This is a genomic window from Paraburkholderia tropica (assembly GCF_900109265.1).
Classification (GTDB): domain Bacteria; phylum Pseudomonadota; class Gammaproteobacteria; order Burkholderiales; family Burkholderiaceae; genus Paraburkholderia; species Paraburkholderia tropica.
Genome location: NZ_FNZM01000040.1, coordinates 1 through 26,088, shown reverse-complemented (window position 1 = coordinate 26,088; position 26,088 = coordinate 1). Strand labels below are relative to the sequence as shown.

22 protein-coding genes and 1 pseudogene are annotated in these 26,088 nt (G+C 56.6%); 13 read left to right on the top strand and 10 right to left on the bottom strand.

Annotated elements, in window-relative coordinates:
* Together BMY06_RS37010 and BMY06_RS37005 are read right to left on the bottom strand one after the other, a co-directional pair.
* On the bottom strand, nt 1-1,261 hold a 1,261-nt coding region (locus BMY06_RS37010; protein ID WP_167371437.1), incomplete at its 3' end, for a KAP family P-loop NTPase fold protein.
* 352 nt (nt 1,262-1,613) lie between these two features.
* Nucleotides 1,614-2,282, bottom strand: coding sequence for an SOS response-associated peptidase (locus BMY06_RS37005; protein ID WP_074987784.1), 669 nt, complete (start codon nt 2,280-2,282; stop codon nt 1,614-1,616).
* 138 nt (nt 2,283-2,420) lie between these two features.
* Between BMY06_RS37005 and BMY06_RS37000 the strand changes: the two genes are divergently transcribed.
* The 3 genes from BMY06_RS37000 (at nt 2,421) to BMY06_RS36990 (ending at nt 5,627) form a co-directional block, all read left to right on the top strand.
* Entirely contained in the window at nt 2,421-2,837 is a 417-nt protein-coding gene (locus BMY06_RS37000; protein WP_124263241.1) for a hypothetical protein, read from the top strand.
* 527 nt (nt 2,838-3,364) lie between these two features.
* Complete coding sequence (locus BMY06_RS36995; RefSeq protein WP_074987782.1) at nt 3,365-4,798, top strand: AAA family ATPase; 1,434 nt, start codon at nt 3,365-3,367, stop codon at nt 4,796-4,798.
* Between the two features lie 46 nt (nt 4,799-4,844).
* Nucleotides 4,845-5,627: a DUF4435 domain-containing protein gene (locus BMY06_RS36990; protein WP_161495526.1), complete on the top strand. Its 783-nt coding sequence runs from the start codon at nt 4,845-4,847 to the stop codon at nt 5,625-5,627.
* 160 nt (nt 5,628-5,787) lie between these two features.
* Here the strand turns inward: BMY06_RS36990 and BMY06_RS36985 are convergent, their stop codons facing one another.
* The 4 genes from BMY06_RS36985 to BMY06_RS36970 form a co-directional block, all read right to left on the bottom strand.
* Complete coding sequence (locus tag BMY06_RS36985; protein ID WP_074987780.1) at nt 5,788-6,090, bottom strand: hypothetical protein; 303 nt, start codon at nt 6,088-6,090, stop codon at nt 5,788-5,790.
* A 122-nt stretch (nt 6,091-6,212) separates the two neighbouring features.
* Nucleotides 6,213-6,404: a hypothetical protein gene (locus BMY06_RS36980; RefSeq protein WP_074987779.1), complete on the bottom strand. Its 192-nt coding sequence runs from the start codon at nt 6,402-6,404 to the stop codon at nt 6,213-6,215.
* 276 nt (nt 6,405-6,680) lie between these two features.
* Nucleotides 6,681-7,418 carry a DUF6361 family protein gene (locus tag BMY06_RS36975; protein ID WP_074987778.1) on the bottom strand — a complete coding sequence of 246 codons (738 nt, stop codon included), beginning with the start codon at nt 7,416-7,418 and terminating at the stop codon, nt 6,681-6,683.
* A gap of 1,070 nt (nt 7,419-8,488) precedes the next feature.
* Nucleotides 8,489-9,310, bottom strand: coding sequence for a helix-turn-helix transcriptional regulator (locus BMY06_RS36970; protein ID WP_244144421.1), 822 nt, complete (start codon nt 9,308-9,310; stop codon nt 8,489-8,491).
* 75 nt (nt 9,311-9,385) lie between these two features.
* On the opposite strand from BMY06_RS36970, the gene BMY06_RS36965 reads away from it, so the two are divergent.
* Together BMY06_RS36965 and BMY06_RS36960 are read left to right on the top strand one after the other, a co-directional pair.
* Nucleotides 9,386-10,471 (top strand): zinc-binding dehydrogenase, encoded by a 1,086-nt coding sequence (locus BMY06_RS36965; protein ID WP_074987776.1) that lies wholly within the window; start codon nt 9,386-9,388, stop codon nt 10,469-10,471.
* Nucleotides 10,468-10,847, top strand: a pseudogene (locus tag BMY06_RS36960) (N-acetyl-gamma-glutamyl-phosphate reductase); the annotation flags it as partial. The gene BMY06_RS36965 and the pseudogene BMY06_RS36960, both read left to right, overlap by 4 nt.
* A 28-nt stretch (nt 10,848-10,875) precedes the next feature.
* On the opposite strand, the gene BMY06_RS36955 reads toward BMY06_RS36960, so the two are convergent.
* The gene (locus tag BMY06_RS36955) at nt 10,876-11,820 is read right to left on the bottom strand and encodes an AraC family transcriptional regulator (RefSeq protein ID WP_074987775.1); all 945 of its coding nucleotides are present in this window, start codon (nt 11,818-11,820) and stop codon (nt 10,876-10,878) included.
* A gap of 481 nt (nt 11,821-12,301) precedes the next feature.
* Here BMY06_RS36955 and BMY06_RS36950 point away from each other — a divergent pair, with 481 nt between their 5' ends.
* The 7 genes from BMY06_RS36950 to BMY06_RS39350 all read left to right on the top strand — a co-directional run bounded on the left by BMY06_RS36950 (nt 12,302) and on the right by BMY06_RS39350 (nt 20,669).
* The gene (locus BMY06_RS36950) at nt 12,302-13,024 is read left to right on the top strand and encodes an RNA polymerase sigma factor (RefSeq protein WP_244144419.1); all 723 of its coding nucleotides are present in this window, start codon (nt 12,302-12,304) and stop codon (nt 13,022-13,024) included.
* Nucleotides 13,021-13,584 carry a hypothetical protein gene (locus tag BMY06_RS36945; protein WP_074987773.1) on the top strand — a complete coding sequence of 188 codons (564 nt, stop codon included), beginning with the start codon at nt 13,021-13,023 and terminating at the stop codon, nt 13,582-13,584. Before BMY06_RS36950 ends, BMY06_RS36945 begins: the two co-directional genes overlap by 4 nt.
* Nucleotides 13,585-16,959: a UvrD-helicase domain-containing protein gene (locus tag BMY06_RS36940; protein ID WP_074987772.1), complete on the top strand. Its 3,375-nt coding sequence runs from the start codon at nt 13,585-13,587 to the stop codon at nt 16,957-16,959.
* 86 nt (nt 16,960-17,045) lie between these two features.
* On the top strand, nt 17,046-17,801 hold the full coding sequence (locus BMY06_RS36935; RefSeq protein ID WP_074987771.1) for a multiubiquitin domain-containing protein: 756 nt from the start codon (nt 17,046-17,048) through the stop codon (nt 17,799-17,801).
* Nucleotides 17,776-18,957, top strand: a complete 1,182-nt coding sequence (locus BMY06_RS36930; protein WP_074987770.1) for a ThiF family adenylyltransferase — start codon at nt 17,776-17,778, stop codon at nt 18,955-18,957. Before BMY06_RS36935 ends, BMY06_RS36930 begins: the two co-directional genes overlap by 26 nt.
* Nucleotides 18,954-19,418: a ubiquitination-like system serine protease family protein gene (locus BMY06_RS36925; RefSeq protein ID WP_074987769.1), complete on the top strand. Its 465-nt coding sequence runs from the start codon at nt 18,954-18,956 to the stop codon at nt 19,416-19,418. Before BMY06_RS36930 ends, BMY06_RS36925 begins: the two co-directional genes overlap by 4 nt.
* Before the next feature lie 120 nt (nt 19,419-19,538).
* Nucleotides 19,539-20,669: a hypothetical protein gene (locus tag BMY06_RS39350; RefSeq protein WP_074987768.1), complete on the top strand. Its 1,131-nt coding sequence runs from the start codon at nt 19,539-19,541 to the stop codon at nt 20,667-20,669.
* Between the two features lie 453 nt (nt 20,670-21,122).
* On the opposite strand, the gene iteS is transcribed toward BMY06_RS39350, so the two are convergent.
* From iteS to BMY06_RS39340, 3 genes are all read right to left on the bottom strand, one after another.
* The gene (iteS, locus tag BMY06_RS39840) at nt 21,123-23,408 is read right to left on the bottom strand and encodes a S8 family anti-phage peptidase IteS (protein ID WP_074987767.1); all 2,286 of its coding nucleotides are present in this window, start codon (nt 23,406-23,408) and stop codon (nt 21,123-21,125) included.
* Nucleotides 23,368-24,549 carry an anti-phage ATPase IteA gene (gene iteA, locus BMY06_RS36910; protein ID WP_244144418.1) on the bottom strand — a complete coding sequence of 394 codons (1,182 nt, stop codon included), beginning with the start codon at nt 24,547-24,549 and terminating at the stop codon, nt 23,368-23,370. The genes iteS and iteA overlap by 41 nt, the downstream gene beginning before the upstream one ends.
* A 483-nt stretch (nt 24,550-25,032) precedes the next feature.
* Nucleotides 25,033-25,401, bottom strand: coding sequence for a hypothetical protein (locus BMY06_RS39340; RefSeq protein WP_124263242.1), 369 nt, complete (start codon nt 25,399-25,401; stop codon nt 25,033-25,035).
* Between the two features lie 226 nt (nt 25,402-25,627).
* Between BMY06_RS39340 and tnpA the strand changes: the two genes are divergently transcribed.
* Nucleotides 25,628-26,062, top strand: coding sequence for an IS66-like element accessory protein TnpA (tnpA, locus tag BMY06_RS36900; RefSeq protein ID WP_173816765.1), 435 nt, complete (start codon nt 25,628-25,630; stop codon nt 26,060-26,062).
* Nucleotides 26,063-26,088: the final 26 nt, after the last annotated feature.

Genomic DNA, 26,088 nt, shown 5'->3' with positions numbered 1-26,088 from the left:
CACCGAGATAGCGGTGTGCTTGAAGGACAAGGTCTTTCTCTCGGAACAAGGCGTTATAAAGATCTGATTCGAAGACGCGGAGTGTTTCCAAAAGTAGGAAATCGACGATGTTGACCTCGAACACGTCTTCGTTGATGTGCAGGGGCAGATGTACTGCGATCGAGGAGATTAACCTGCGCGAATCACGCATATTTCGGAGCTTAGGTTGTATGCATCCGATCAAGCTATTGCCCCACCGTGTATGCGAGAACCCGTTAGCTTCGTTTGCATAGGCTCCCGCCAACTCGTCGATTTCAGAGCCAAACATGGCATGCACAAGGGATGCTGGTACGGCAGGGAGGTCGAAGTTCGACTGGACTATCTTTTCCAGGAAGGCGCGACCATCGTTATCGGCGACTGGATCGAGCGCTCGCTCTACAATGCTCGACTGGAACAGCAGCACGAAGACGATGTTGGGTAAGTTCGCGTTGGCCTTCACTTGCCGCAGAAGCATCCGGATTTGATCTGGTTCGAGCCGGTCTATATCGTCAACAAAGACGATAAGCGGGCGGTCGAGGTCACGAAGTCGAATTTCTAAAGCTATGCGTATTTTGTCGAGCGAATCTGCGCTGCGATCACGACCTAGATATGCAAGAACTCGCCCGAGTAGCGGCATACCTGCGGCAAGGGCCGCGAGAGCTGCCGCTGCTTTCGCGACTGTCGGGAGGTGGAAGCCGATAGCCGAAGCGACGGCGATAACCGAGGCGTTCGTCAGCACGGTGGAGATGATGTGGCTGGCGCCCCTTGCCGTTTTCAGTGGCGCACCGGCACCGGTTAGCATTGCGCCATACCGCCGAAGCGCTTCCGCGCGTTCCAGCGCCGCCTTCGAATGTTCGCTCCCGAGACGATCTGCTATTTGCCCGAATAGCGCTCGGGCGATTGCATCGCTATCACCCCATTGCCAAGGGTTGAAGTCAAGCCAATTTGCTCTGTCCTCATTGGCGTCAAGCCGCTCGGTGATCAGATTTTTCAGCGACGATTTTCCAAAGCCCCATCCACCGCGGATCGAGAACACACGGCCCTCGTGCAGGTTCAGCTCGGAGAGGACAGCAGCAATGCGCTCAGCGAAGTCCGCTCTCCTAAGGCGATCTTCGGATGATGTCCGAATCGGGGCTTCGGCACCGATGCCGCCGTCCGGTTGTTTGGCTCGCTCAGCCTCAGCGTCGTTCCTCGCGTTTCGACGGGCTCGCCACACTGAAAAGCGGTTCAGGAGAGTCTTCATCGCTCAAGCCCTCTACGGCTGTAGTTGCTCCACATGCCGCGGGGCGTTTGTGTTGCGGTCGAATCCAAAGGCTGCACTGGATTAAAGGCTTTAAGCCACCACCCGTTAAATATTTGGGCGTGATAGCCCTCGTAATTTCTTGGACGCATAGATATTTTTGTGCAATTGCGCGACAAGGCCGCCTCGTGAGCACGAATGCTAACGTATTGCGGTCAGCAGGGACCTGCTCCCTTGACCGTGTGATCAGTGTTGTGCGTCTAGGTAAGTTGCGAAAGGCCACGCGTGATCGACGACGGAGATGCGGAGGCGATTGAGTTGGCAAGCTACAGGGCAACTCGATACCGGGGCACTGTCACGCAGAGCCTGTTTCGGCCGAGGTTGTAGTTTTCCGCGGTGGAGCTGGATCCGGCAGGGCGTGCATCGCCGAAGCAGGGTAGAGGCTCAGGAAGGTCCTAGCCTCGTCAGTCGATCGCGACTGCAACCAGCCTTCATAGTCGTCGGGCCGCACGATCACGACAGAGCGCTTTTCTGCGCCTGGTTTGTGAAACCGTCGCATCAACGGATGATCGTCCGCGTTCAAAGTGAGCATCTTGCACGCGAGTACTTTGCCTTCTTCCTCGCTCCACTCACGCCACAGGCCTGCAATCGCGAATGGCTCGCCGTTCGCAGTGCCGATGCGCCAGCGAACAGCTTTCCCGGTCTCGTAGTCCGGCTCATAGAACGATTCACTTGGGATCAGGCAGAGTTGGAGCTTCTTCCACGCGCCGCTGAAACTGCGTTTCTCGCCGACCGTCTCCGCGCGCGCGTTCATCGTGTCGAACACGCGAACGCCCGGTGGAATGTGCCTGCGCGGCACGATTCCAAACGAAGCAAGATCTGCACGTGGCCCGTCCGCCGCATTGCGAATGATCGGCGCCGGATAGTCCTTGTAAATCTTATCGCGCCATTGGCTGTCTGGCGGCTCAACGCCGAAGTGGCGTAACAGTTGGATTCGCCGGGCAGCGGCGTAATTTGTACACACGTGCGGCGTCTCCTTGCCAGAAACGATGCTCGTACGAGCCAGCGCGCATAACCGCCGTGCGGCGTGACGGGCGGACCTATCCTACAACGCAACAAATTTTCTGATGCTGTAAGTATATACAGTATTTGGGGCAAGGGGATGGAGCCGGTCTGGGAGTACAAATGGGCGTTCTGGAACGATAAGGCGGGCTGCTTTGAGCAGACGCCTGCCTGGATGACGGAGACGGAAGCGCGCTCGGACTGGTCCTATTACACGGATCCGCGCTCGTACGCGATTGAACACACGAAGCGTGATCGGAATCGCGCAAATCGGCCGATTATGGGGCCGCTCGACGAAAAGGTGGACTGGGCGAAGGAGCGCCGCAAGCGTGAAGAGATCGGCCGCTACAAGCTGCCGCCGTTTTCCACGCCGAGCTATGAGGAACTGCGTCGGATCTGGAAAGAGCATCCGAACGGGACGACGCGGCGGCTGGCGCTCGAAGTGCAATGCGGGCGCCACGCCATCTTTGAGCTTCTCGCTCTGACGGCCGAAGTGCACTTTTACCTGCACAAGTAGCCGCGCTCGATGGACGAAGCTAGCAATGCGATTGGGCGCATCCGCTGCCGTCTTCAACACGAGAAAGATCGTATCGGACCGCTCCTCGGCGGTGATAGGTAGCGCGCATTGGGCGCGATCGGCTGCATTCGTGGTTAAGAGTGTTTTTCGGCCGCGAGTGTTAGTTCCGAATTTGTCTCTCGTGAGGAATTTTCGTACTTTGCAAATGCTCGCACGCGACGGTACGCGAGTCGTCGATCTTGGCGCATCCGATGTGTAATACACACTTGGTCAGGCCTTTTCACTTCAATGTAAAAGTTTCAAATGAACGCCCTCCGAGCTTCTGCTCTAACTCGAAGCATTGACGGCTGTGGTCATCCTGCGCGCAAGAGCGGGAAGCATGTGATGGGTGCTAGGTGACAGCCACCGCATTCACTTTGCATGGCTTTCGACCAATTGATCAAAGTGTTCGGCGGGTGCAATCGAAGGCCGGATTGAGACAAAAGATGATGTAGAATTTCGCGATAAGAACCGTTAAGAGAAAAAATATGGACCAAAGTACGCTACGGATAAGCCGAGTCGAGGTGACAGGGCTTTTTGGATTATATGACCATCAGTTCGACCTAAATCTAAGTGAGCGGGTCACGATCATCCATGGCCCCAACGGCGTCGGCAAAACAATGCTGCTCAAACTACTGGCTGCTTTGTTTTCTGGTCGTATCGTTGAGCTGGCTCGAACACAATTTTCTTCATTCATCGTTACTCTGTCCGATGGGTCCGTGCTTGGGTTTCGACGAGAAATCAAAGACGTTATAGACGATGGAGACTTGGATTCAGCATCTTCTCGACAAAAGATTCTCTTTGAGGGAGGCAGTCGAACGACCGCTGAGAAGAAAATCCCTCGGATTGTTATCAGGGCTTTCGCGACCTCTGGTGGCGAGCGTGACGAAGCCGAACTCGGGGCGCTTCCCAATAAAGCGTCTGCGCAAAAACTTGCGAGCTTTATTGACGGCGAGGTCCCTTGGCTTTTTCGGGTCAATCCGGATCTCTGGAAAGACCGGGAGCAAAACGATTATCTGACGTCATACGAGGTGATTGAGCGTTATTCTGACCGTCTGCCTACTCGCTATCAAGGGCGGTTGTTTAAAGAGCCGGAGCTAGTCAGGCGACTGAGGCGACGCGTGAAGATTCACTTCATCGAAACTCAGCGTCTTTTGAAACTGAGTTTTCAAGAAGCCGAGAGGCCTTGGGGCGGCGCCGATAGAACAATGATCTCCATGGTTAAGAGCGATTCAGCCGACTTAAAAGAACGGGTAAGCACGACGCTTGCAAACTATGGCAAGGAATCGCAAACCTTGGATCAGTCTTTCCCGTGGCGATTGCTTCACGGAGACAATCCACGAGATTCAGTAGCAGGAATAAAGCGGCGAATGCTTGAGCTTGAGGAAAAGCGTGCGGATTTGAAGAAGATCGGACTTTTGGCCGATGACAACAGCTATCCTTTTGACGTGAACGCTATTGACGCCTTGGACGATACAAGGCTGGATGTCCTTGCGCTGTATGTTTCCGACACTCAGTCTAAGCTCGCAGTGCTCGATAACCTTGCTACGCGGGTCAAGCTTTTACTTAGTATCGTTAATACCAAGTTCCGCAATAAAGTGGTGTCATTGGACAAACAAGAGGGCCTTACGGCTGTCAGCAGTACTGGCGCCTTGCTTGATCTCGATTCTCTCTCTTCAGGCGAGCAGCATGAACTTGTGCTTATCTATGATTTGCTTTTCCGAGTTGAACCCAATACCTTGGTCCTGCTCGACGAGCCAGAGCTTTCTTTGCATCTGACATGGCAGAAGCAGTTCTTAACCGATTTTCTTGAAATCGTGGACGCTACACAATTTGACGCAATCGTGGCAACACATTCGCCGTTTATTGTTGGGGATCGTCATGATTTGATGGTTGGGTTAGGTGCGGAAACCCAAGACTGAAATGATAACGACTAGAACTGCTGGTGATATCGTCTCCGAACTAAAAATGACTCGCGCTGCATTTAAAGGGGTGCTTCTTGTTTTGGAAGGGCCTACTGATTCTATCTTCTGGCGAAATAAGATAGCTAAGGATCAATGCCAGATCACCATCTCTGGCAGCAAAGCAACCTCGGTAAGCGTAACAAAAATCCTCGATGCAGCCGGTTTTGACGGGTTCGTGGTGATCGTTGATGACGATTATGATCATTTTCTTGGCAGCGATTACGATTCTGTCAACCTTGTGGCAACCGAAACTAACGACCTTGAAACACTCCTTGGGAGCTCACCGGCATTGCAAAAAATTCTTGAGGAGCATCTCGTCGGAGATCACGCGAGTGAGCACGATATAGAAACAGCCGAGCTTACTCAGAAGGTTAAAACTATTGCGACCGTTTTCGGAAAGCTACGTTATGTGAATAGGAAACACTCGCTCAACGTTCCGTTCGATAAACTGTCACCATGGAAGTACGTTGATCAACAATCTGTTGAGCTAAATACTCACAATCTCTGCTTGGATTTCTCCGCCTTATGTGGAGTATCTGTCGAGCAGGTCGAGGTATGGTTGGAGGACGCTCCTGCCGAGCCCGTTTGGAATGTGATCCAAGGTCATGACTTCACTTGCTTACTGGCGATTGCCCTTAAAGGTCGCACTCGCACCGGATGCAACGAATCGACGATCTGTTCCTCCCTGCGCCTTGCGTATGAGTGGGCGTGGTTCAAGGCGACATCCTTGGTGCAGCGAATTGAGCGCTGGGAGCATGGGCAAGGGCGGACCCTGCTGATGCAGTAAGCGTTGCCCACTGACTAACGTGCTGGTGCGGAAGCTCCCTGCATTCATCTTGCGGGGAGTGTTAATGACGCCACTCAGTTCAGGTCCGCCGTCTTGGTTGCTCACGCACTCAATTCTTCTCGCAGGTTGGCTTCGCAAGAATCGCCGCGAGCAATCCTGGCTATTGATGAAGGCGCTTTGCGTGGCATGGCACTGTAATGGTGGGCAATACAAGCCGTCGCACAAAGCCGCGAAACTGCCTGATCAACGCAGCGCGTTCGGCTTCGTGCGGCTGTGCAATGAGCGCGAGGATCGCGCCATTCAGCTTGTCGAGAAACGCATACTGCCGTGTCGCGCTCGATTCCTCTTGCGCAGCGGTCTCGAAACGTTGGCGGGAGAGGAGCAGCGGCACGAAGTTTTCGCGTTGCGCTTCGAGATGCTCGTCGCATCCGGCGCTGATCACCTCGACAAACTCCCCGAGCATCTCGCGCGCTTCTGCTTCGCGTTTGGCACGCGTCGGTTCAAAGATGAAGCCCGTTTCATCAGCGATCCATTCGATCGTATTGGTTTTCGTATTCGTGGTTTAGTCCTTATGTGGATGGAGATTTATTCAGGGCGTACGACTCCGATTGGTCCCGGCTCCAGCATCATGTCGAGCGTGTCGCCCATCATTTGCGCGTCGGCTTCACATTCAAACCAGATGGTCATGAAAAATGTCCCGGTGCGTGTCCAAAGCTCGAAGGCCTGTAACTCTGTGTGCGGCTCAAGGTCATCGATATTCGTGGCGTCGTCACTCATGCCAGTCCGCTGCTGTTCGCTGCGATCGCGAAGCCTGCGTCACGGCGTGAATACAGATAGTACGAGTAAAGCGAGACGCGAGATCGCCCATTTGTTGAGCTGGTCAAGTCGGTCGGAGGGGGGGGCGTCGCGCCTCGTCTGCCAGTCGCTCATTGCCGCCTCGTATTTGTCAACAAGCTGGTCTCGAGTCTCGGTGTTATCTGGACGACCGACAGCGCAGAGATAGTTGTAGAGGATACGAGCTCCGAAGACGAGGCTGTTCGCGTCCCTGCCGAGTCACATAGCTTCCGCTGTCATTGCAGGGAACTCGCTTGCCCGCGCGTGATCCCAAATTCGGCTCACCTCCGCGCCCCATTCTTTGCGGTCCGGGTCAAGCAGCCATGAGACCAGCGAACGGGCATTGGCCGAACTCTTGTCTGAGAGCAGGAACTTCTCGCGCAACCAAGCCGCCTCGTCGGCACTGAGATCGAAGCCTTGAAACTCGTCGGCAGGCTCAGGGAGCTCGTCCCAGAGGTCGATCCCGGGTGCGACTTGATCGTCCTCGTCTTCTGCGTGGAACATTGAGCGCTGCAAGCGCGCGGAACGCTCGGTAGCCAGGGTAGAGTGGGCGTCCCAGACAGAGCCCTTGCCCTTGTAAATTCCGAGCCGACGTAGCAGGCCCCAATAGCTCCCACTCGGCATCTGCTTGGTTTCGCTGCCGGTGGTGTAACCAATGATCCCCTTGCCTTGGAGCTCTGGGTTGTAATGGCGGCGCAGAGCCGCAATCCGGTTGGTTTCCGCTTGCCGGGCTGCTTTGGAAAGGGCCTCGACCGTCGAGCCCTTCAACCCGATGAAATCGCGCGGCAGGAAGAGCAGGTGCTTCGCGCGTGTATGCAGTACTGTGTGGCCAGGGAATAGGACTCCCGCGACGAGATCCCGGAGAACGCCCATGCCGAGCTCGTCGACGGTACTTTGCTGGGAGAGCGCAGCCATGAGGAGCTGAGTGCGTTGCTGCTGATCTTGATCGAAGCTCAACTAGGCAACCAGACTTCCTGCCACCGCTTATGCCTCCGAGTGATGAGCTCTTCGCCATACTTGAGTGCTTCGGGCATCAGCGACTCTATAAGGATGGGAATACAACGTGAGCTTTTTTGATTATGCTTTGCCGACAGGGGAGCAGTCAAACGTCACCAGGTCTCTAAAACACGTGGGAGATGCATTGAAAATCGAATGGCCGGTTATGAGCAGAGCCGACGTCTGAATGTCCGATCGCGATGGATATGAACGGCGGGTTGTGGCCGCTCTCAGTCACTAGTTGCTGACGCGCGAAGTGGCTCGGGGCTAAGCGCTGCAAATAGCAACTGATCAGACTCCGTGAGCTGGCGGTGCACAACCTCAGTATTTCTTGGCGGTTACCAGAGCGAAAGACGCCCAAAGCCTTACCAGGAAAGGCTGTCGCCCGAATTTTTGAAAGTTATATAAGAAGATCGTGTGCAAGTTCGCGCTCGCGGGCATGACGGAATCCCTCGCATCCGAGGTCTCCGAGCTGGGCATTCGTGCGACGATGATCTATCAGGGTCCTGTGCGCACCGATTTCCTGGTGAATGGCGCGCTCGCGGTGGCCTAGCGGCAGATCGACAACTACACCGAGGCCAAGGCATCGCTGGATCTGCATCTCGACATCCTGCATGGACATCAGTCGGGGGATCCGGACAAACTCAGCGCTGCTGATCATCCAGGCCGCGAGCGTTGCATCGCTCCGCTTCATTTGTTTGCGAGCAAGCTCGCGAATGAACTGGGGAGTGCCAAGGCGAGCGCTGTCTCGGTGGATCTCGACGCGTGGAAAGGATCGTCCGGATCCACCAATTTCGTGGACTAATTGAGCGTTGTTGATGTCCGGGCTTTGCCGGGACAGTTTATCTGGAATGCTAAATTATAAAACGAATCGGCTCGACCTCGCGAGCACGTAACTCTGACTTTACTTTCCGCGCGCGTGCCTCGACTCTGCTGAAGGGGATTGTGCGGAGCGCGAACGGCGCGTCGCGGCAGAGTGTCAAGCCATAGTGCATCTTGACAAAAATGCCACGCGGCTGTTGCCGCCTGTGCTAAACGCCATCCGCGTCGATCGGCGTGTAGATCGCGAGCTTAAGCGCAGGATCGTCGTTCGCCTGAAACGTTGCGTACTCGTAACGCTGCACACCCCGGCTCGCGTGCGCAAAGACTTTCTGACCCAATGCACCACCGTGCACATCGTGTGTGTCCCACCATTTCGCGAACTCCTCGCTGCTCGAACCAAGGCGCTGCACCAGTTCCATGAACGCAGGATCGCCCGCATGAAGGTCATGGTTTGTACGAAACAGCGCAATCATGCGGCGGGCTTCGTCGGACCAGCTCGCGCCAAATAGCCGCCGTGCTTCGGGTTCGATGAACATGTAGATCAGGATGTTGCGGTCTGGCTCAGCGAGACGATCGAAGCCGAGCAGTTCGATGGCCGCCTGATTGCACGCGAGGATGTCCCAGCGGCGACCGGTCACGTAAGCCGGAAGGGCGAGGCTGACGACGATCCGCGCAATGATGGGCGGTACACTCTCGCGACCGAAGGCGCGTCGTTCGTTGCGTGCCGCGAGCGCGTGCAAATGCGTCGCCTCGGCTTTGTCCAGTTGCAATGCGTGCGCAAGCGCATCGAGCGTCGAAGCTGACGGACTGACCGCGCGTCCCTGCTCGAGACGGATATACCAGTCCACGCCGATTCCAGCGAGTTCCGCGACTTCTTCACGCCGCAGACCCGGCGTGCGGCGGCGTCGCTCGTCTTTGATACCGACGTCTGCGGGTCTCAGCTTCTTGCGTCGGGAGCGCAGAAAATCACCGAATTGGGTTCGAGTGGTGTCTGTCATCGCGTTCGCTTCGTGAAGGGAGGTATTGCGCAATCCTGGGATTGTGCCAAGTCTTGTTGCGAATTCTAAGGCTGCCAGAATCGGCTCATTCCCGTTTCTGGAAGTGTAATGAAAGCAGCCATTCTGAAAACGCTCAATACACCGCTCGTCATCGAACAGATATCGGATCCCTCCGCTGGGACCGGCGAGGTTATCGTGGACGTTGTCGCAGCGCCGGTGTTGTCCTATGCGCAGGACGTGTTCAGCGGAGAACGCAACTATCCGATCGCACTGCCGATCGTTCCGGGCTGCGGTGCGATCGGCCGGGTACGGACCGTTGGGCCGGATGCAACGCAATTGCAACCGGGCGACTGGGTGTTCTGCGATCCGACGGTGCGCGCTCGCGACGACGCGCTGATGCCTGACATTGTGCTACAGGGTTGGAGCGCACGAGGCGAGGGCGGCAAGAAATTGCAGCGCTTTTATCATGATGGGCCGTTCGCCGAACAGATCAGGGTGCCGACTGAAAATGCGGTACGCATAGGCAATATCGACCCGGCCGACGCCGCGCGATGGTGTGCGCTCAATACGCTGCTCGTGCCTTACGGTGGACTGCTGGCGTCTGATTTGCGGGCGGGCGAGATTCTGCTCGTAAGCGGCGCGACCGGCAATTTCGGCAGCGCGTGCGTGGCGGTCGCGCTCGCGATGGGCGCGCGCTGCGTTGTGACGCCGGGTCGCAATGCCCGCGCGCTCGAGGACCTGGCGCGAAGATTCGGCGAGCGCGTGCGAACCGTCGTGTTGTCGGGCGACGAAGCGACGGATCGCGAACGCATGCAACGTGCAGCGCCCGGGCCGGTGGATTGCGTGATGGACCTGATGCCGCCGTCGGTTCCGGCGACAACGGTGCGCGCCGCTGTGATGGCGGTGCGACCTTATGGGCGCGTGGTCCTGATGGGCGGTGTCGGCATGTTGGGTGGCTCGGGCCTCGAGATCCCGTATCCGTGGCTCATGCGTAACGACATCACGCTTCGGGGAAAGTGGATGTACCCCACGCAAGCCGTAACGTTGATGACGGGTTTGATTCGAGGTGGGTTACTGAATTTAGGTCACTTCGAAGTGACGACTTTCGCTCTCGGCGAAGCGAATGAGGCGGTCACGCACGCGGCGGTGAACGGCGGCCCATTCCAGATGACGGTGATCTGCCCGGCGCATTGACGAGTGCGCACAAGCACACGCCCGAGATCGAGCAACACGCCGGGCTCGCAGCGTCCTGTTTTTGTCTCTGCATACGGCGCGTTCCGGCAAGGCATTTTGCCAACGGTGCCGCTGGCGGCACGCCAGCTTGCATCTGGCGCGGATTGCGCGACGTTAGATGCCTGCTTCACGCGCCACTATGCCGATGCAGCCACTGCAGGAATCGGGCGCATTGAAGCATCTGGATCCGCAGATGCTGAACGGTACGAACGATATGAACCTGTGCGTCTTCGAAAACACCGAACATGGGCAGGTCCTGCTAGCTGCGGTTGTCGACAATCTCGGCAAAGGCGCATCGGGTGTTGCTGTTCAGAACTTGATGCTGGATCACGGATAGTGAACGATGGGTTGACCTGTTGCGGAGATCAAGCCCGGCGGCCGTATTGACGAGGCGTGCATCCTAACTCTCTTTTAAATGCGAATACGAACGCACTTTCCGATTCGTATCCCAGCGAGAGCGCAATTGTGGCGACAGAGTCGGCTGATTCCTCAAGACGATTTGCCGCGAGAAGCATGCGCCAGCGGGTAAGGTATTCCATCACCGAGACTCCCACTTTCCCCTTGAAACGAAGGGCAAACGCAGAGCGTGACATACCCACATTCTCCGCGAGAGATTGAATGCTCCATCGAAAACCGGGACGTTCGTGCATGGCGGTGATTGCCGTCCTGATCTGTTTGTCAGCTAGTGCAAAAAGCCAGCCCGTTCCATTTCCAGCCTCATGAGCGAGGTGTAGGCGCAGAATCTCAATGAGCAATATCTCGGCGAGGTGCTCACTTACCAGAATGCTGCCGGGCTGCGGATTTCGAAGCTGCGACATCATTCGCTCCAGATAGCCTTGCAATGCGATCCGATCGTGGCCGTCACGAATATGTACGATTGACGGAAGCACCCCGAGCAGGAAGTCGGCGAACTCTTTCTTGAAAGTGAAGAGCGCACTGAAGACCTGACAACTCCCGCCACCTTGCCATGAAATGATTTGGCCATTCAGCGGCGCTGCAATCACCGATTCGATATTCACGGGCGTAATCGAAAGGTCGTTTGTCAGGGTGAAAGCGCGACCGTGTGGCAGCGCGATGAAATCGCCCTCTCGGAGCGTGATGGGCTCTCCATCGCTCTCCATGACGAGCCAGCACGTCCCGGACACCAGCGAGAAGCAACGAAATAATTCATCTGCATTGAAAGAGAATGCCCAGCTTCCACCAGCATCCAGTCCTCCTGACATCAGACCCTGCGTGTTAAGCAGTGACAGAACATCAGACAACGGGTCGGAACCAGATTTGGACGATCTAGATATTAAAACGGATTTCATAGCATAGATTGTACTGACTCGATCCCGTAGCATCAATTCCATCAATCAGGAGGAAGGTGCGATGCGGATTTTTGTGACGGGAGCGAGTGGTGCTATCGGTTTTGCGGTCGTGAAGGAGCTTCTGGCGTCCGGGCACGAGTGTTGTTTCTCAGAATAGATGGCCGAATTCTCACAGAGTTGTCCGGGTGGATGTTTGTGCGGACAGGCGTTATTCCAATGCCATCATTTCTGCTGATTCGACAGTCTTCAGGAAGCAGCAGCTCAAGGGACTGCGGGAAGCGGATTTATTCCGCATACGTCTTCCGATGTGATTAGTACCAATGCCCGGCATAGCCGGGCATTTTTTTCTGCGCAATGGTTAATGGCGCGGTAGCCGGTAGTACTATCTTGAGGTAAAGAATACTGGGGGACCGGAATGGTGCGGCCTTTGCGAAAGCGAACGGGAACGGGAACGGGAACGCTCTACGTGCGACGCGCAGCAGTGGAAGCAGAGATTGCTGAGCTCGAACAGCTCGGTCCGAGTGAGCTTCTGGCACGCTGCCAGTCACGGCCAAAATCTGCTGTCGGATTTGTGAGTCCTGAGGCCATTCTCTATTTTGTGCGCACGATCGATCCGGCAAATCATCATCATGAGTTGCTACTAAACATTCTGATCAGCCGCACTATGCGCCTATTGCCGAAATCTGACGGTACTGGTGGCACGACGGTGGACATCGGTCGATTATCTATTCGTGACCGAGTCTTGGACGCGTTTGTGGATCTACTTCTCGCTGATCAAACCGAGTACGACGAGAGGCTTGATTACTTCGAGATCAACTTCAATGGCGCGATGGCGAAAGACCGCCTAGACGCCAGTGCCCAAGTCTGGACCGAATCGAATCGCTCGGAGGCGCTGGAGAACGAGGACGAGGAGATCACCGCAGAAGTGGAGAGCGCGGTCGAGCATTACGATCCATTCGATCCTGATGAGCTCGACAAAAAAGATTACCGACGCATGCTTGACGGGGCGATTGATGCGTTGCCGCCATTGCAGAGTCAAATTGTTGAGATGTTGCGCCAAGAAATCCCGATTACGTCGGGTGATCCAAGTATTCTTACAATCAGTAGGGTTCTAGGCAAGGCGGAAAAAACTATCCGCAATCAGCGCGACCGTGCTTTCGCGACGTTGCGGCGACGCCTTGAGCGAAAGGAGGGCTTGCAATGAATCAATCGCAACCGATGACCCGCGACGAAGTGCTTTACGCCTTTTCCGTGGAAGATGTTGGAGGCCGCGACACGTTGATGCGCTACCTCGCGACCTATCCGGAATATGCCCAAGAACTGATCGATCTATCTCGGGAGCTGACGCGTCCCGTGTCGGACGAGCCATTGTCCCCCGCCGATGCGCAGCGTGTGGACGCTGCGGTAACCCGCTTTCGAACCGGTATCGGGCAGCGAGTACCGGTGAGCTTTGCGGCACAAGCTTTTAACGTTGCGGCAGAACGTCTGCAACTTCCCACATTGGTATTGGTGTCGTTTCGTGAGCGCCGGGTCGATCTCGCCTCAGTGCCTGTGCGTTTCCTTGAGCGTTTGGCAGGGGCGCTGGAGAGCACTATGGATCAACTGCGTGCTTTCTTGGCGCAGCCCCCACTGGTATCTGCCGCGCGGCAGAGCAAGTCCCGCGTCAAACCGGTTGCGGCAGTCAAGGCTCCATTTGAGAAAGTCTTGCGTGACGCCGGCGTGGAGGCCGCGCGAGTGCAAGCTCTGATTGATCGGGGCGAGTAAGTGGACGCGATCGAGCTCGCCCGGCAACGAGCTACGGAGCTGCACTGCGAAGCCGTTCGTCTGGGACGCGACCCTTGGGCACCGTATGCCTTCGCTATTGCCGAAGCACAGTCCCGGCAATTGAAAGTGGAGAAATGCGCACCGGATGCGGACGCGTTGGATGGCGGTCGCGCGTTCTTTGATCGCGACGCTCGACTCATTATTCACGAGGACAGTGGGTCTGCCTTTGAACAGGCATTCTTGGTAGCGCATGAAATCGGTCACGCCGATCTCGGTGACGACGAAGAGGACGAGGGTCCCTACGCGATCGATCCCGCCCGCACCAGCGAGGCGGCTCCCATGGGGCTTGATCGGGTCGTCGACTATAGTCATCGCCAGCGCCGTGAAGTACAGATGGATCTCTTTGCGCGCGAGTTCCTGCTACCGCGCCCAGTGGTCCGGGAACTGCATCTTGGGCAAGGAATGACATGCAGCGCCATCGCAACACGGCTTGGCGCGCCGTTTGAAGTTGTGGCGCAGCAGATGCTCGACGCGTTGCTACTGCCGAGCGTGACCGCGACACCCGACCGGCAGGCCTCGGTTATTCCAATGAACGACGCGCAGTGCCAAGCTGCCATGCATCGGGGACCCGCCTATCTGCTCCAGGCTGGGCCCGGTACCGGCAAGACGCGTACGCTTGTCGCACGAGTGGAGAGCCTGCTGGAGGAGGGAGTGGACCCTCGCCGTATCCTGTTATTGACGTTTTCTAATCGCGCGGCCGCTGAAATGGCCGAGCGCCTCGCGCTTACGCAACCCGTGGCCGCCGCCGCGTTGTGGATCGGTACCTTTCATCGCTTCGGTCTGGATATCCTTCGGCGCTTTTATGACCTGGCGGATCTGCCTCCCGATCCACGACTTATGGACCGCACCGAAGCAGTGGAACTGCTGGAGTCCGTATTTCCCCGGCTGAGCCTGAGGCATTATCGCGACGTCTACGATCCGGCGCAGGTCATTTCTGACATGCTGAGCGCGATATCGCGCGCTAAGGATGAGGTAGTCGACGCCGTACAGTACCGCGACTTGGCTCAGCACATGTACGACGCGGCAACGAATCCCGGAGAGATCGAGGCTGCTGAGCGGGCATTGGAAGTGGCAACGGTCTACGAAGCATATGAAGACCTGAAGCGCACAGCCGGCTGTGTGGACTTCGGCGATTTGGTGTTGCGGCCGGTCCAGTTGCTGGAAGCCAACGAGGCACTGCGTCTGCAGTTGCAGCAGACCTACGATCATGTGCTGGTCGATGAGTACCAGGACGTCAATCGCTCGAGCGTTCGCTTGCTGAGTGCCCTAAAACCGGACGGCAACCATCTGTGGGTCGTCGGCGACGGCAAGCAGTCCATTTATCGCTTTCGGGGCGCTTCGTCGTTCAACATTCCCCGTTTCGGGTCTCAAGACTTTTCTGGTGGCGTCACCGGTTATCTGGCGCGTAACTACCGTTCTGTCCCCGAGATCGTCGATACCTTCTCCATGTTTGCTGCAAACATGCATGTCGGTGGCTCGCACAGTGGACTTCAGGCCGATCGCACGTCATGCGGTTCCTTGCCCGAGTTGCGTGTTGTGGCGACTGGCGAGCTCACCAGCGCTGCGTTGGCCGAGAACATTGATCAGCTGAGACAGGCGGGCTATCCGTACCGGGATCAGGTGGTACTTTGTAGAGGCAATGACAAGCTCTCGGAGCTGGGCCAAGAACTCGAGCGGCTTGGAATTCCCGTGTTATTTCTGGGAAGTATTTTCGAGAGGCAGGAGATCAAGGATCTGGTTGCTTTCTTGTCGCTGCTTACCGATCGGCGTGCTATGGGGCTAGTGCGTGTCGCGTGCTGGCCCGAATTCTCGATGTCGCTTGAGGATGTGATGCGGGTATTCGATCACCTGCGCACGACTGAGGCGGCGCCGGGTGATTGGGGATCGGCCTTTGCGCATCTCTCGCCAGTCGGGCAAACTTCGTTCGGCGCGCTTGCCACCGCCTTGGCTGGCTTCGACTCCATGGCCCATCCTTGGACTGTCCTGACCACGGCCCTGCTTGACCGCACGCGCATGGCTGCGCGCATCGCTGGCGCAAGCCGTGTAACCGACCAGGCTCAAGGAATCGCCATATGGCAATTCCTGAATTTCGTACGTGTGCAGCCACCCGGGCAAGGCTTGCCGATTGCGCGGCTGATGGAGCGCATTCGCCGGCTACTTCGACTACGCGACGATCGCGATCTGCGCCAGTTGCCAGCTGCCGCGCAGGGAATCGATGCCGTCCGGCTCATGACCATTCATGGTGCCAAAGGGCTGGAATTCTCGGTGGTGCACCTGACCGGCGCGAACCAGGACAGCATGCCTGGCGCATATCGACCGCCCAAATGCCCGCCACCCGAGGGGATGATCGCTGGGGCGACGGCCTCGTCTGATGCGGCCGAGCGTGACGCGCAGGCACAGGAGCAGGAATGCCTTTTTTACGTGGCGATGTCACGCGCGCGTGACCGGCTCTTCCTTTACGCGGCTCAAGCTAAAGGAAATGGGCACCGGCGGCCGCTGTCGGAGTTTGTTGATCGGCTCGGTGCGCTGCAACGGCACTCGGTTACCCCCGCGCTGAGCTTGGCGCCAGCGCCGGACACCGTGCCCGTGTCGGTGGCGTTTTCGGGGCCGGTAAGCTTCAACGCGCAGGCTGTAGCACTTTTCGAATCCTGCCCCCGACGTTTTCTCTATACTCATTTGCTTCAGGTGGGCGGGCGTCGTCAGACCACTGCCTTTATGAAGATGCATGAGGCAGTGCGTTCAGTTTACCAGACCATCATTGACAGCGGTCAGGCACACAACTGGGAGAGCCACCTCGACGCCGCATTCGTGGAGTTTGAACTGCATGAGCATGGCTACGCCGCGGACTTTCGCGGAATGGCGGAGGACATGCTCCGGTTCTTTTTGCACTCGCGCGATGGTGCCGTCATCGAGTCCTCCCACGCCTTGCACCTGCCTGTCGGTAACCAGCACGTTGTCACGCGTCCGGATGAGATTCTGGTCAGGAACGGGGTGCGGACACTGCGTACCGTGCGTACCGGGCATGCTCCTAACAAGGAGCCCAAAGATGTGGGTACGGCCGCCGCACTGCTCGCCGCGCAACACGTACTCCCCGGCGCTACCGTCGAAGTGATCTATCTGGCCGATGGTGCGGTCACGCCGCTCAGCCTCACACCTAAGCAACTGGCCAATGGCCACGGCAAGCTCGCAGACATCCTGATAAGCATCGGGGCCGGACAGTTCGAGGCCAGACGGTCCGAGTACACCTGTCCGGGTTGTCCCGCCTTCTTCGTATGCGGCGCGACTCCACCCGGAACACTTCACAAAGCGTTCTGAAAAATAATTTACCGGCGCTCTTCCGTCAGTCCGATTAAGCAACTGTAGCCAGGTGCCACCTGGCACATACCTTAAAGGATTTGACCATGAGTACCGATTTCGACGAAATCGACGATGTGGGCCAAGCGTTGCGGGAGAACCGCCCGCTGAAGGCCGCTCGCGCCTACCGGATTTTTCTCGCGCTGGATGGTGTGGATTTCCGTCCCGTCACGGTGACGGATCCGGTGCCGACCGGTCGCCAGATCCTGGCGGCAGCGGGCCTGGATGATCGTGACGACTTCACGCTGTGCGCCATCCTGCCCTCGGGCGACTTCGAGGACGTTTCCCTTGATGAAACGTTCGACCTGCGCGGGCAAGGAGCTGAGCGTTTCATCGCGTTCCGTACCGATCGCGATTTCAAACTCGCGCTCAATGAGCGGCAACTGATCTGGGGACTGCCGACGATTCTCGGCGAGGCGCTCTACGTCTTGTCGGACATCGACGCGCAACAGGCAGTCTTCCTGGAGGTTCGCGGCGGCACCGATCGTCTGATCGAGCGCGAAGATCGCGTGGATCTCACCGAGCCGGGCGTGGAGCGTTTTATCACTGCGCGGCGCCCTGTCAAGGGCTATGTCATCGTCGTGAACTCGCGCGATGAACCGGTGCCCGAAAAGCGCGTTACGTTCGAGCAGGTGGTGCAACTGGCCTTCCCGGGCGCGCCGGCCGAGCCCAACGTTCGCTACTCCATGACCTATCACCATGCGGCCTCGAGGCCGCACGCGGGCGAGCTCGCCGAAGGCGGTTCGGTGGAAGTTCAACATCACGGGACGATCTTCAATGTCACCAAAACTGTTCAGTCTTAATGCGGATCTGCGCAAGTTGCGCGACGACGGCTACTTCGTGCAAATCGTAGGCGGTTTGCTGGTGATGCGCGAAGTGCCCTACGTCGACTCCCAGAAGCGAGTACATACGGGAGTACTCGTGTGCCCCTTGGATCTGGCAGGAGATATGACGCGCAAACCTTCGACCCATGTTATGCACTGGGATGGCGATTTCCCATGCCGCGCCGACGGCACGCCGCTGCGAGAAATTGCCCACCAGTCCCAACTCTTCGACTTGGGCCACGGCGTGACTGCTAAACACGCTTTCTCAAGCAAGCCAGGGCCTGATGGCTATCCCAACTTCTACGAGAAAATGGCGACCTACGCGTCAATCCTCGCGGGCCCGGCTGCAGTGCTGCAACCGGGTATCAGCCCGCGCATCTTCCGCGCGCCTGACGAAACGGAGACCGATACGATGTTTAACTATATCGATACTGCTTCGGATCGCGTGGGCATCGGCGGGCTTTCCGAAAAGCTTGAGGGTGAAGTCATTTCGGTGGTCGGCACGGGCGGCACCGGCAGCTACATCGTGGATCTGGTGGCCAAAGCACCAGTGCGCGAGATTCGCCTTTTCGACGCCGACGAATTTTTGCAGCACAACGCTTTTCGTGCTCCCGGGGCACCGTCGCTGGAAGAGTTGCGCGACGCGCCGAGGAAGGTCGACTACCTCAAGGGCATCTATAGCAGGATGCACCGCGGTATCGTTGCCCATCCGGTCAAACTTGACCATGCCAACGTCGAACTGCTTAACGGCACCACCTTTGCCTTTCTCTGCATGGATGCCGGGGAGGACAAGCGCGTGGTGGTGCAAAAGCTCGAAGCGCTCAGCGTGCCCTTCATCGATGTTGGGATGGGCTTGGAGTTGGTCGCCGGTAGCCTAGGCGGGATTTTGCGCGTGACCACGAGTACGCCGGAGAAGCGCGAGCATATCCACGCCGGCCGCATCTCGTTTGCGGGAGGTGGTGAGCGCGACATCTACGCCTCGAACATTCAGGTCGCCGATTTGAACGCGTTCAACGCGGTCCTCGCCGTCATCAAATGGAAGAAGCTCCGGGGCTTCTATCGCGATTTGGAGCGTGAACACCACTGCACGTACACGACTGACGGCAACCTGTTGCTTAACGGGGATCAGACATGATGCGTATCACCACGCTTGAGCATCGCTTCGTTCGCAGCGTGCCGCGGGAACTCGTCCCGGGCATCCTGTATGTGTCGATGGACTACGCGACTGCAGTTCACAGCTGTTGCTGCGGTTGTGGCGAACAAGTAGTAACGCCGCTGTCCCCGACCGACTGGAAGATGATCTACGACGGCGCATCGGTCTCGCTCATGCCTTCGATCGGCAACTGGCAACTGCGGTGCCGCTCGCACTATGTAATCCGGGAGGGTCGAGTGATCGAGGCCGAACCTTGGAGTGCGGCACAGGTCGCAGCCGAACACCGGCGCGACAAGGCAGCCAAGGCCAATTTCTATGGCGAGCAGGTCGACGGCCGCAGCACCGACAATCGGGTGGCCGGCGAGATCACTTCAACGCCGCGTCGCTCCAGCAACTGGTGGTCTTCCATTGCCACGTGGCTTCTCGGCAGGTCGGACAAGTGATATGCAATTCATTCGAAAGTGCTGAAATATCTCCACGACACCGCAAAGGCACGGCCTGGCGGACCCTGGCGGCTTAATCAAACCCGTTGCAGTTCTTGAAAGAGCAGGCAAGGAAATTACATGCATCTTAACGATAAAAATACATCGCGACGCCTTTACCTGATGGAGGGTGGCATGCACATCTATTCCAGCATGCCGACGGCAATCACGCCTGCAGATCTTTACGAGATTAAGGGCAATCCAGCGGCTCGTGCAGCTCTTGCCACCTGCAACATCTATCTGGTTACGACACGCCGGCGAATCTACATTGATCCATCACATGTTTCTCGAGAAGGCAACGTTGTTCGTGGTGCTTTCATCGTACAGCGAATGTCTGGTGTTACACACGTTCCCTTCGAATTGACAATTACGGATGAAATTGTCGTAAATGCAGGTTACGTCAGGGATGTTCACGTTTTGGGTAGCGGCACCCACCTCGTCGTCGTCACGGAAGGGAACACTACAATTCTCGCTGCCCATGTCGTCGTTGCTCACGCACATTCGGCTTTGAGCGGTGAAGATAAAGACCTTGAAGTACTGTATGTTGGCCAAGGAATTGGCCGATCCGGCCAACGAAGTGCCATCGATCGTCTGCTCAATCACACCACGTTACAGCGTATTTTGGCGGACGCATCGACATTCAGACCCGACCACGAACTCATCTTGCTTCTGTATCGCTTTCAGAACATCAAGATCATGCTGAGTACCGGTGGCGATTTGAATGCGGAGCCGGAAGCAAGCTCTGCCGAGGAACGGTTGCATGTGGACCGCATGCACCAAGCTACCTTGAGCCGTCACGCACAGGTCGCTTTGGCGGAGGCCGGCCTCATTCGGCACTTCCAGCCGATATACAACACGCAACTGAAAGAAAGCGATTTTTCGGCACGGAAGAAGGCCAAAATCCTTCAAGACCTTCTGCGCAAGGACATGACAGGCTTGATCGTGGAGATCAGTAGCGGGAATGTCAGGTCAAGACTTCGCACTGAAAGTGCACACCCCATAGACATCAGCCAAATCTTCGACGAAGCTGCCCGGACTGGGAGCCGTCTGGAGTCTGAAACCGATAAGCGAGCATGGGCAGCGGAACTTCACCAAATGGAGCATTCCCACTTTGCGCAGTTTGCCCTTACGACGCCGGATGAGCGTGACAGCTTCGTTCACGGCACAATATGGCAAGGGGAGACTCAGCGAGACAACGTTCCGAGAAGCTAGGGCAACACGCAGGAAAACATTTGCTGAAATCGATCGCCGCTGATCTTGTCTCGCATGTTATTAGTCGCCTTGTCGCTCGCGTATGCCTGCGCCAAATAGCCAGTACTGTCTCCCTGTGTCCGGCAATCGTCGTAGACTTTCGACCGTGTCGTGAAAATCGGCCACTTGGTTCTCCTCTTGTTGGAACTTGATTGACGGGCCCCTTCGCCCACATTAAATCACTGGCGGCACAGCTCGAAATCGTTTGCCTAACTGGGCGGCCTATTCGAATCCGTAGCTATTTGAGCGTCCCGACATACGACAGGCGGTCGGTCTGCCTGCAGTGAGAAAAAGACGGTTGCTTCCATGGGTTATTGTTGCGATGGTTCGCACACCTTGCAGCACGACAGGCCGTTGATATGCCCTCGAGAATCATGGCTGCCTCCGCCCGATACGGGCGAAGGTGGCATGGGCTCAGCTAATGATCGGGATCCGATAGGGTAGAACCGTGTGTGCCCACGAGGTGTTGTTCAGCGCACGAACTCCCTCCGCATGGATGTTGTTGTTCCCGTCTACCGATCTCAATGTAACAACAATTGTGGCGATCAATGGGTCAACTAGGGAAGGTTGGAAAGCTCGCAGATTGACCCCTGCCTGCAAAGCCCACTGCGTTCCCTCTGTTCCGTTTGGAAAACGCTTGCGATGGATTTTCACAGGTGCCCATTTGCCGCCATGTTCCACCTGTGCCATCTCATAGCCGGAGGTTCCAATTTCGCTTTCGCCCGGGACGCGGCCATGGAAGTCGCCATTCGCGGAGAGAACACCAAATCCGAGTTCGACGTTGGCCCGTACGTATTCACTTCCTGCGTTGCCATCCAGCGGGGGGTTATAGGTTGCCGTGATGATAACTTCCCCTCTGAACTTTCCGTTTTCAATCAGCGACGCGGGGATTGGATATGGAGTCTTTCTCCATCGCATCGATGGATACAGTTGTGCTTCAAAGACCAGCGTGAAGCTGTCGTCGCTGTCGTATAACGTGCGAAGCACATTATCCGGCCTACCGGCGCCGAAGTATCGGCGTTCGTTCGGGCTATAGTCAGGTGACGATAATTGCGCGGCATGAATCATCAAGGCCTTAACGAGAGACGGATGCGGCGGAAGGTCTGCTCGTCCCTCAAGCGCGAACCACGTATGTGCGGCCAGGTTTGATGCGATCGGCGCGGCGAAGCTGGTGCCGAACGTGTGAGCGATTTGATCGTTAGGCGTAAGGGCTTTGACGCTGGCAACTCCGGCGTCCCAAGGCTTATGAACTCCACCGCCGGCATGCACGATATCCGGCTTGGGTGTGAATACTGGGCCGGGACCGCGGCGCGAATAAGGAGGAGGTTCGCCGGTACTGGTGTACGAGCCGAATGCCGTCAAGTGAGTGACTGAGCCAACCGTGAGGGCCCGGACGGATTCGCCCGGACTCGATACGCGATCAGCAAGGGAACCGATCGGTGGCCACGCACGGCGAGGTAGATCAAGGTAATTTCCGGACGCCACCACAAACAAGACGCCGAATTTATCGCTGATCGAGTCCAATTCCTTCGCAAATTCACTAAATTCGTCGTTGGAGCACTGCGTTGCTCCGAGTGACAAATTCCAAATTTTGATGTCCGGTTTTTTTTCGACTGCCTCTTTAATGCGCTCAATAAGAATTCCGACGCCTGCTCCTGCTGCCTCCAATCCACAGACATCGTGAATTAGGCAGCCCATACCCGGGAGCCAACTATGCCCGTCGTTCATATGGCCGGAGCTGGTGATCATCGATGCCACCATTGTTCCATGCTCGAAATTTGTATCCGGCGGCAACACGTATACGTCCTTACTCGCCACCCATGGCTTCAACGATGTGGCCTTACTGGAGACGCCGGTGTCAAATACACCAACAATCGGGAGCGTCTGCGTATCGGCGTCGGCGTTCGGCGCCGGAAGTGCTACGGCTTTAGGGACCACCTCCCCGGACGTCACTTTCGCTGAATACTGGGGTTCTGCGTAGATATGCCGAAGTCCGGGATAGGAAATTAGTTCAATCAAATCACTATCTGCGACTTGATGAGAGTCATCGATGCGGAGCAGTGGAATCGATTGAATACGTGTTAATGACGAGAATTCAATATTCTTTTTCTCTAGCCACTTCTTGAGGTAATCGAAATTTCTTTTTGTAAGCTCTTCTGAAAAATACTGAAAAATATCAATAAGAATAGCGTTTGTTTTACGGAGAGATTGAATACCGTGAGGGTTTTTCCGCAAGCTCGACCATGCGGAGATTGTTTCGATGGCGCTAAGATTCGCCTTAATTTCATGAATGGAGCGCGTCAGGATTACAGATCGCAATACTTCCAGACTGGCGGCATTGGCTGCGACAAGCATCTCGTTGATGTTGCCATGGCCCGCTGGTTGGATGCCCGATTCTTCAACGAGCTTCAGCGGTCTATGGCTTTTCGCAACGGCTTCCTCGCGAAGTGTGAACACGAGGGGACCCAATGCGTGGGGGAATTTTTTCAGATCGTCCGCTAGATCAGCTGCCGCCAAGTCCAGCGTATTTACTAAAGAGTAGCGGTACTCATCGTCGACAGGAACGTGGATTTTCTTTGCGGATCCACCGGTGCCAGGAATGCTGAGATCCTGCCGAGCGAATGGAACGTGAATGAATGGATTATCGGCGTTGGTCGGTCTATTTGGCCTCGGACTTCCGCTGCTTTTGCGTGTTGCCATTACTACTTCCCCCGTTTAGTATGGTCGACACTTGACGTGTCGAAGAACTATACAACGTGGCAAGCGCGCGTAACGAGAAAATTGTACGACACCAATCCCTTAAATATACGATTTCTTGATTTGATGTATTGAGGATTTTTCCTTGAACGAGCGCAAGCGCAAGCCCGAGTCGACGAAACAACTCCAGAGGATCGACCGTTGGCTTTCCAGTAATGACGGCGGTACGCTTTGCATCCAAGCATACCTGTTCAATCAACGCACCTGACGCATCAGTAGAGTATTCAACGAGGACCTTCCACGCAAGATCCTTGGTAGCGTAATCACCGAGTAGGTGACGCCAGAGCTTTTCGCGCATATTCGGGTCTGGCAAGCTCATCGGAATTCGAAAGCTAAAGCGTCGCCATACAGCTGGATCAAGCAACTGCTCGTGATTGGTCGCAGCGATGAGAATCGTATTGGACGACAGCGCGTCAATATTCTGCAAAAGCGCAACTACAACTCGCTGAAGTTCTCCTACATCACGTTCATTACCCCTGGCGCCCGCAAGAGCATCGAACTCATCCAAAAAGAGAACGGACGTGGTTTGCTCCGCATAGTCCATGACTCTGCGGAGGTTTCGGCTCGTCTGACCGAGCAGACTACTAATGAGCGTGTCACACCGTACCGTGAGCAGCGGCAAGTTCAGTCGTGCAGCTATCCATCGTGCGGTCTGGGTCTTCCCGGTTCCCGGCGGCCCATACAGCAATAGCCGGCTAGGTAGAGCCGCTTGTGCTTTCTGAAGATTTTCGTAATGTTCGACGTTTGCAAGGAAATCGGCGAGACGGCTCTCGATCGCATCGGGAACCATCAGGGTCGTGGAGTCAACATCTGGTTTGCTAACGTCGACGGTGTGCAGTCGACTTTCGCCGTCAACTGGAAGGCTATTGAAAGAAATCCCATCGGCGGCGTCTTGAGCACTTGCGAGCGCGCTTGGCGCCCTCGCAAGTCGCTCGCGAATGAGGCGGGCCTGTTGCCGCTCGCCAGACTCTTCTAACTTCTCAGCCAAGAGACCAGCGTAGCTGGTAGCCATCGACGCGTTCGAGCGAAGGGCGCCGTCGAGGATTTTTAAAACCTCTGAAATATTTTCCATCTTGGTCGCCACGATGAATGAATCGAAAATTTAGAAAATTGTAACGTATTCCGCCACTTCTGTTTCGGAAGTGAGCCATCATGATGCAGAAATTACGAAAATTGTCCCGATTTCTCGGTCGTGAACCTGGGCTGAAAACGGCGGTCTCCGGCTCAAGTTGTCTGCATAGCCCCCTCATGCTGGCGATGGCGCGAGCTGGGAATGGTTCGTTCGGCGTTCGCCGGCGACTTGGCATCGTGGTCAATCGGCCGTCAGTTGGCCCAATGGCGTTGGACTGGCAGGTGGTACCAGTACTACGGAGCGACTGTCGGGATGGAGCACCTTCTCGTTGGCCGGTCCGAGCGGGTTTGCCCGCGTTGCATCCGTGGGTTTGGCCACCTGCCCGCAGTTCACGCATTCACATTCGTTACTGCTTGCCCTTTCCATGCTTCACGGTTGCTCGATCATTGCCCGAGATGCGAGCGTGCAATCGACATGATGCGGCCGCGGCTTCACCTATGCCAATGCGGACTCGATCTGGGCACCGTGGAAAGCATCGCGGTATCTGATGACGAAATGCGAGTGATCAGCCTTGTGTGCCGACGATGGCAGCTCAGTTTCATGCGAGACATACCACCACGCTGCACCGATGTTCCTGATGAATTCAACGACCTCGATCTCAATGATCTGCTCAGGGTGATTTCGTTCCTGTGCAGGCTGAATGAGGAGAGTCATCGGACCTGGTGCGCCGTAACGCAGTCCAAGCGGATTCGCGCCGTTTCCTGGCGTGTCGAGCAGGTCGGTCGCCTGCTTCGAGCCTGGCCGCATGGATTCGAAAACCTCATTCGCCGGGTGAGGACTCCCCTCGTTGGCGGCTTCGCGCACGGCGGTGCTGGTGGCGTAGGACGAGCCTCCATTTCGCTGTTCAGCGAGCTACCCGAACCGAAATTTGCATTCATCCATCGCTTACTTGTTTCGAACATGCAGCAAGGAAATGCGGGAATCCGGCTCGGCTTGGCCGAGGCGTAGGTCTTCCGTGCGGTACCCGCGTATTTCCGTAAGCGGCTCGTGCCGGCCGTTATAGACGGTGGCTGAGGGCGACATCAAAGTGATGTCCATCATTTCCGATTTGATGGGCATCACTTTGACACAGTCTGCAGAGAACAAGCCGGGTACCCGAACGGGGCGCCCGAATTACCCCCGGGAGCTTCGTGAGCGATTGGCAGCAGCCGCTTGCGAGCCTGGCGTATCAGTCGCGAAGCTGGCCCGGGAGAATGGCATCAACGCGAACATGCTGTTCACCTGGCGGCGGCGATATCTGGCCGATCAGCAAGCTCGATCTTCCGGGCTCATGCCGGTCGTATTGCTCAGCGACACGCCGACGGAGGTCATTGCGTCAGCTCCGGTAGAGCCGCAAGCGCAAGGCGCGAAGTCCGCATCACCTGTCGGCACGATCGAGATCCGGATCGGTCGTGCGGTGGTTAAGGTGGATGGCCTGGTTGACGCGGATATGCTGCGGATCGTGCTGGGTAGTCTGCGCTCATGATCTCCCTACCGGCAGGCACGCGCATA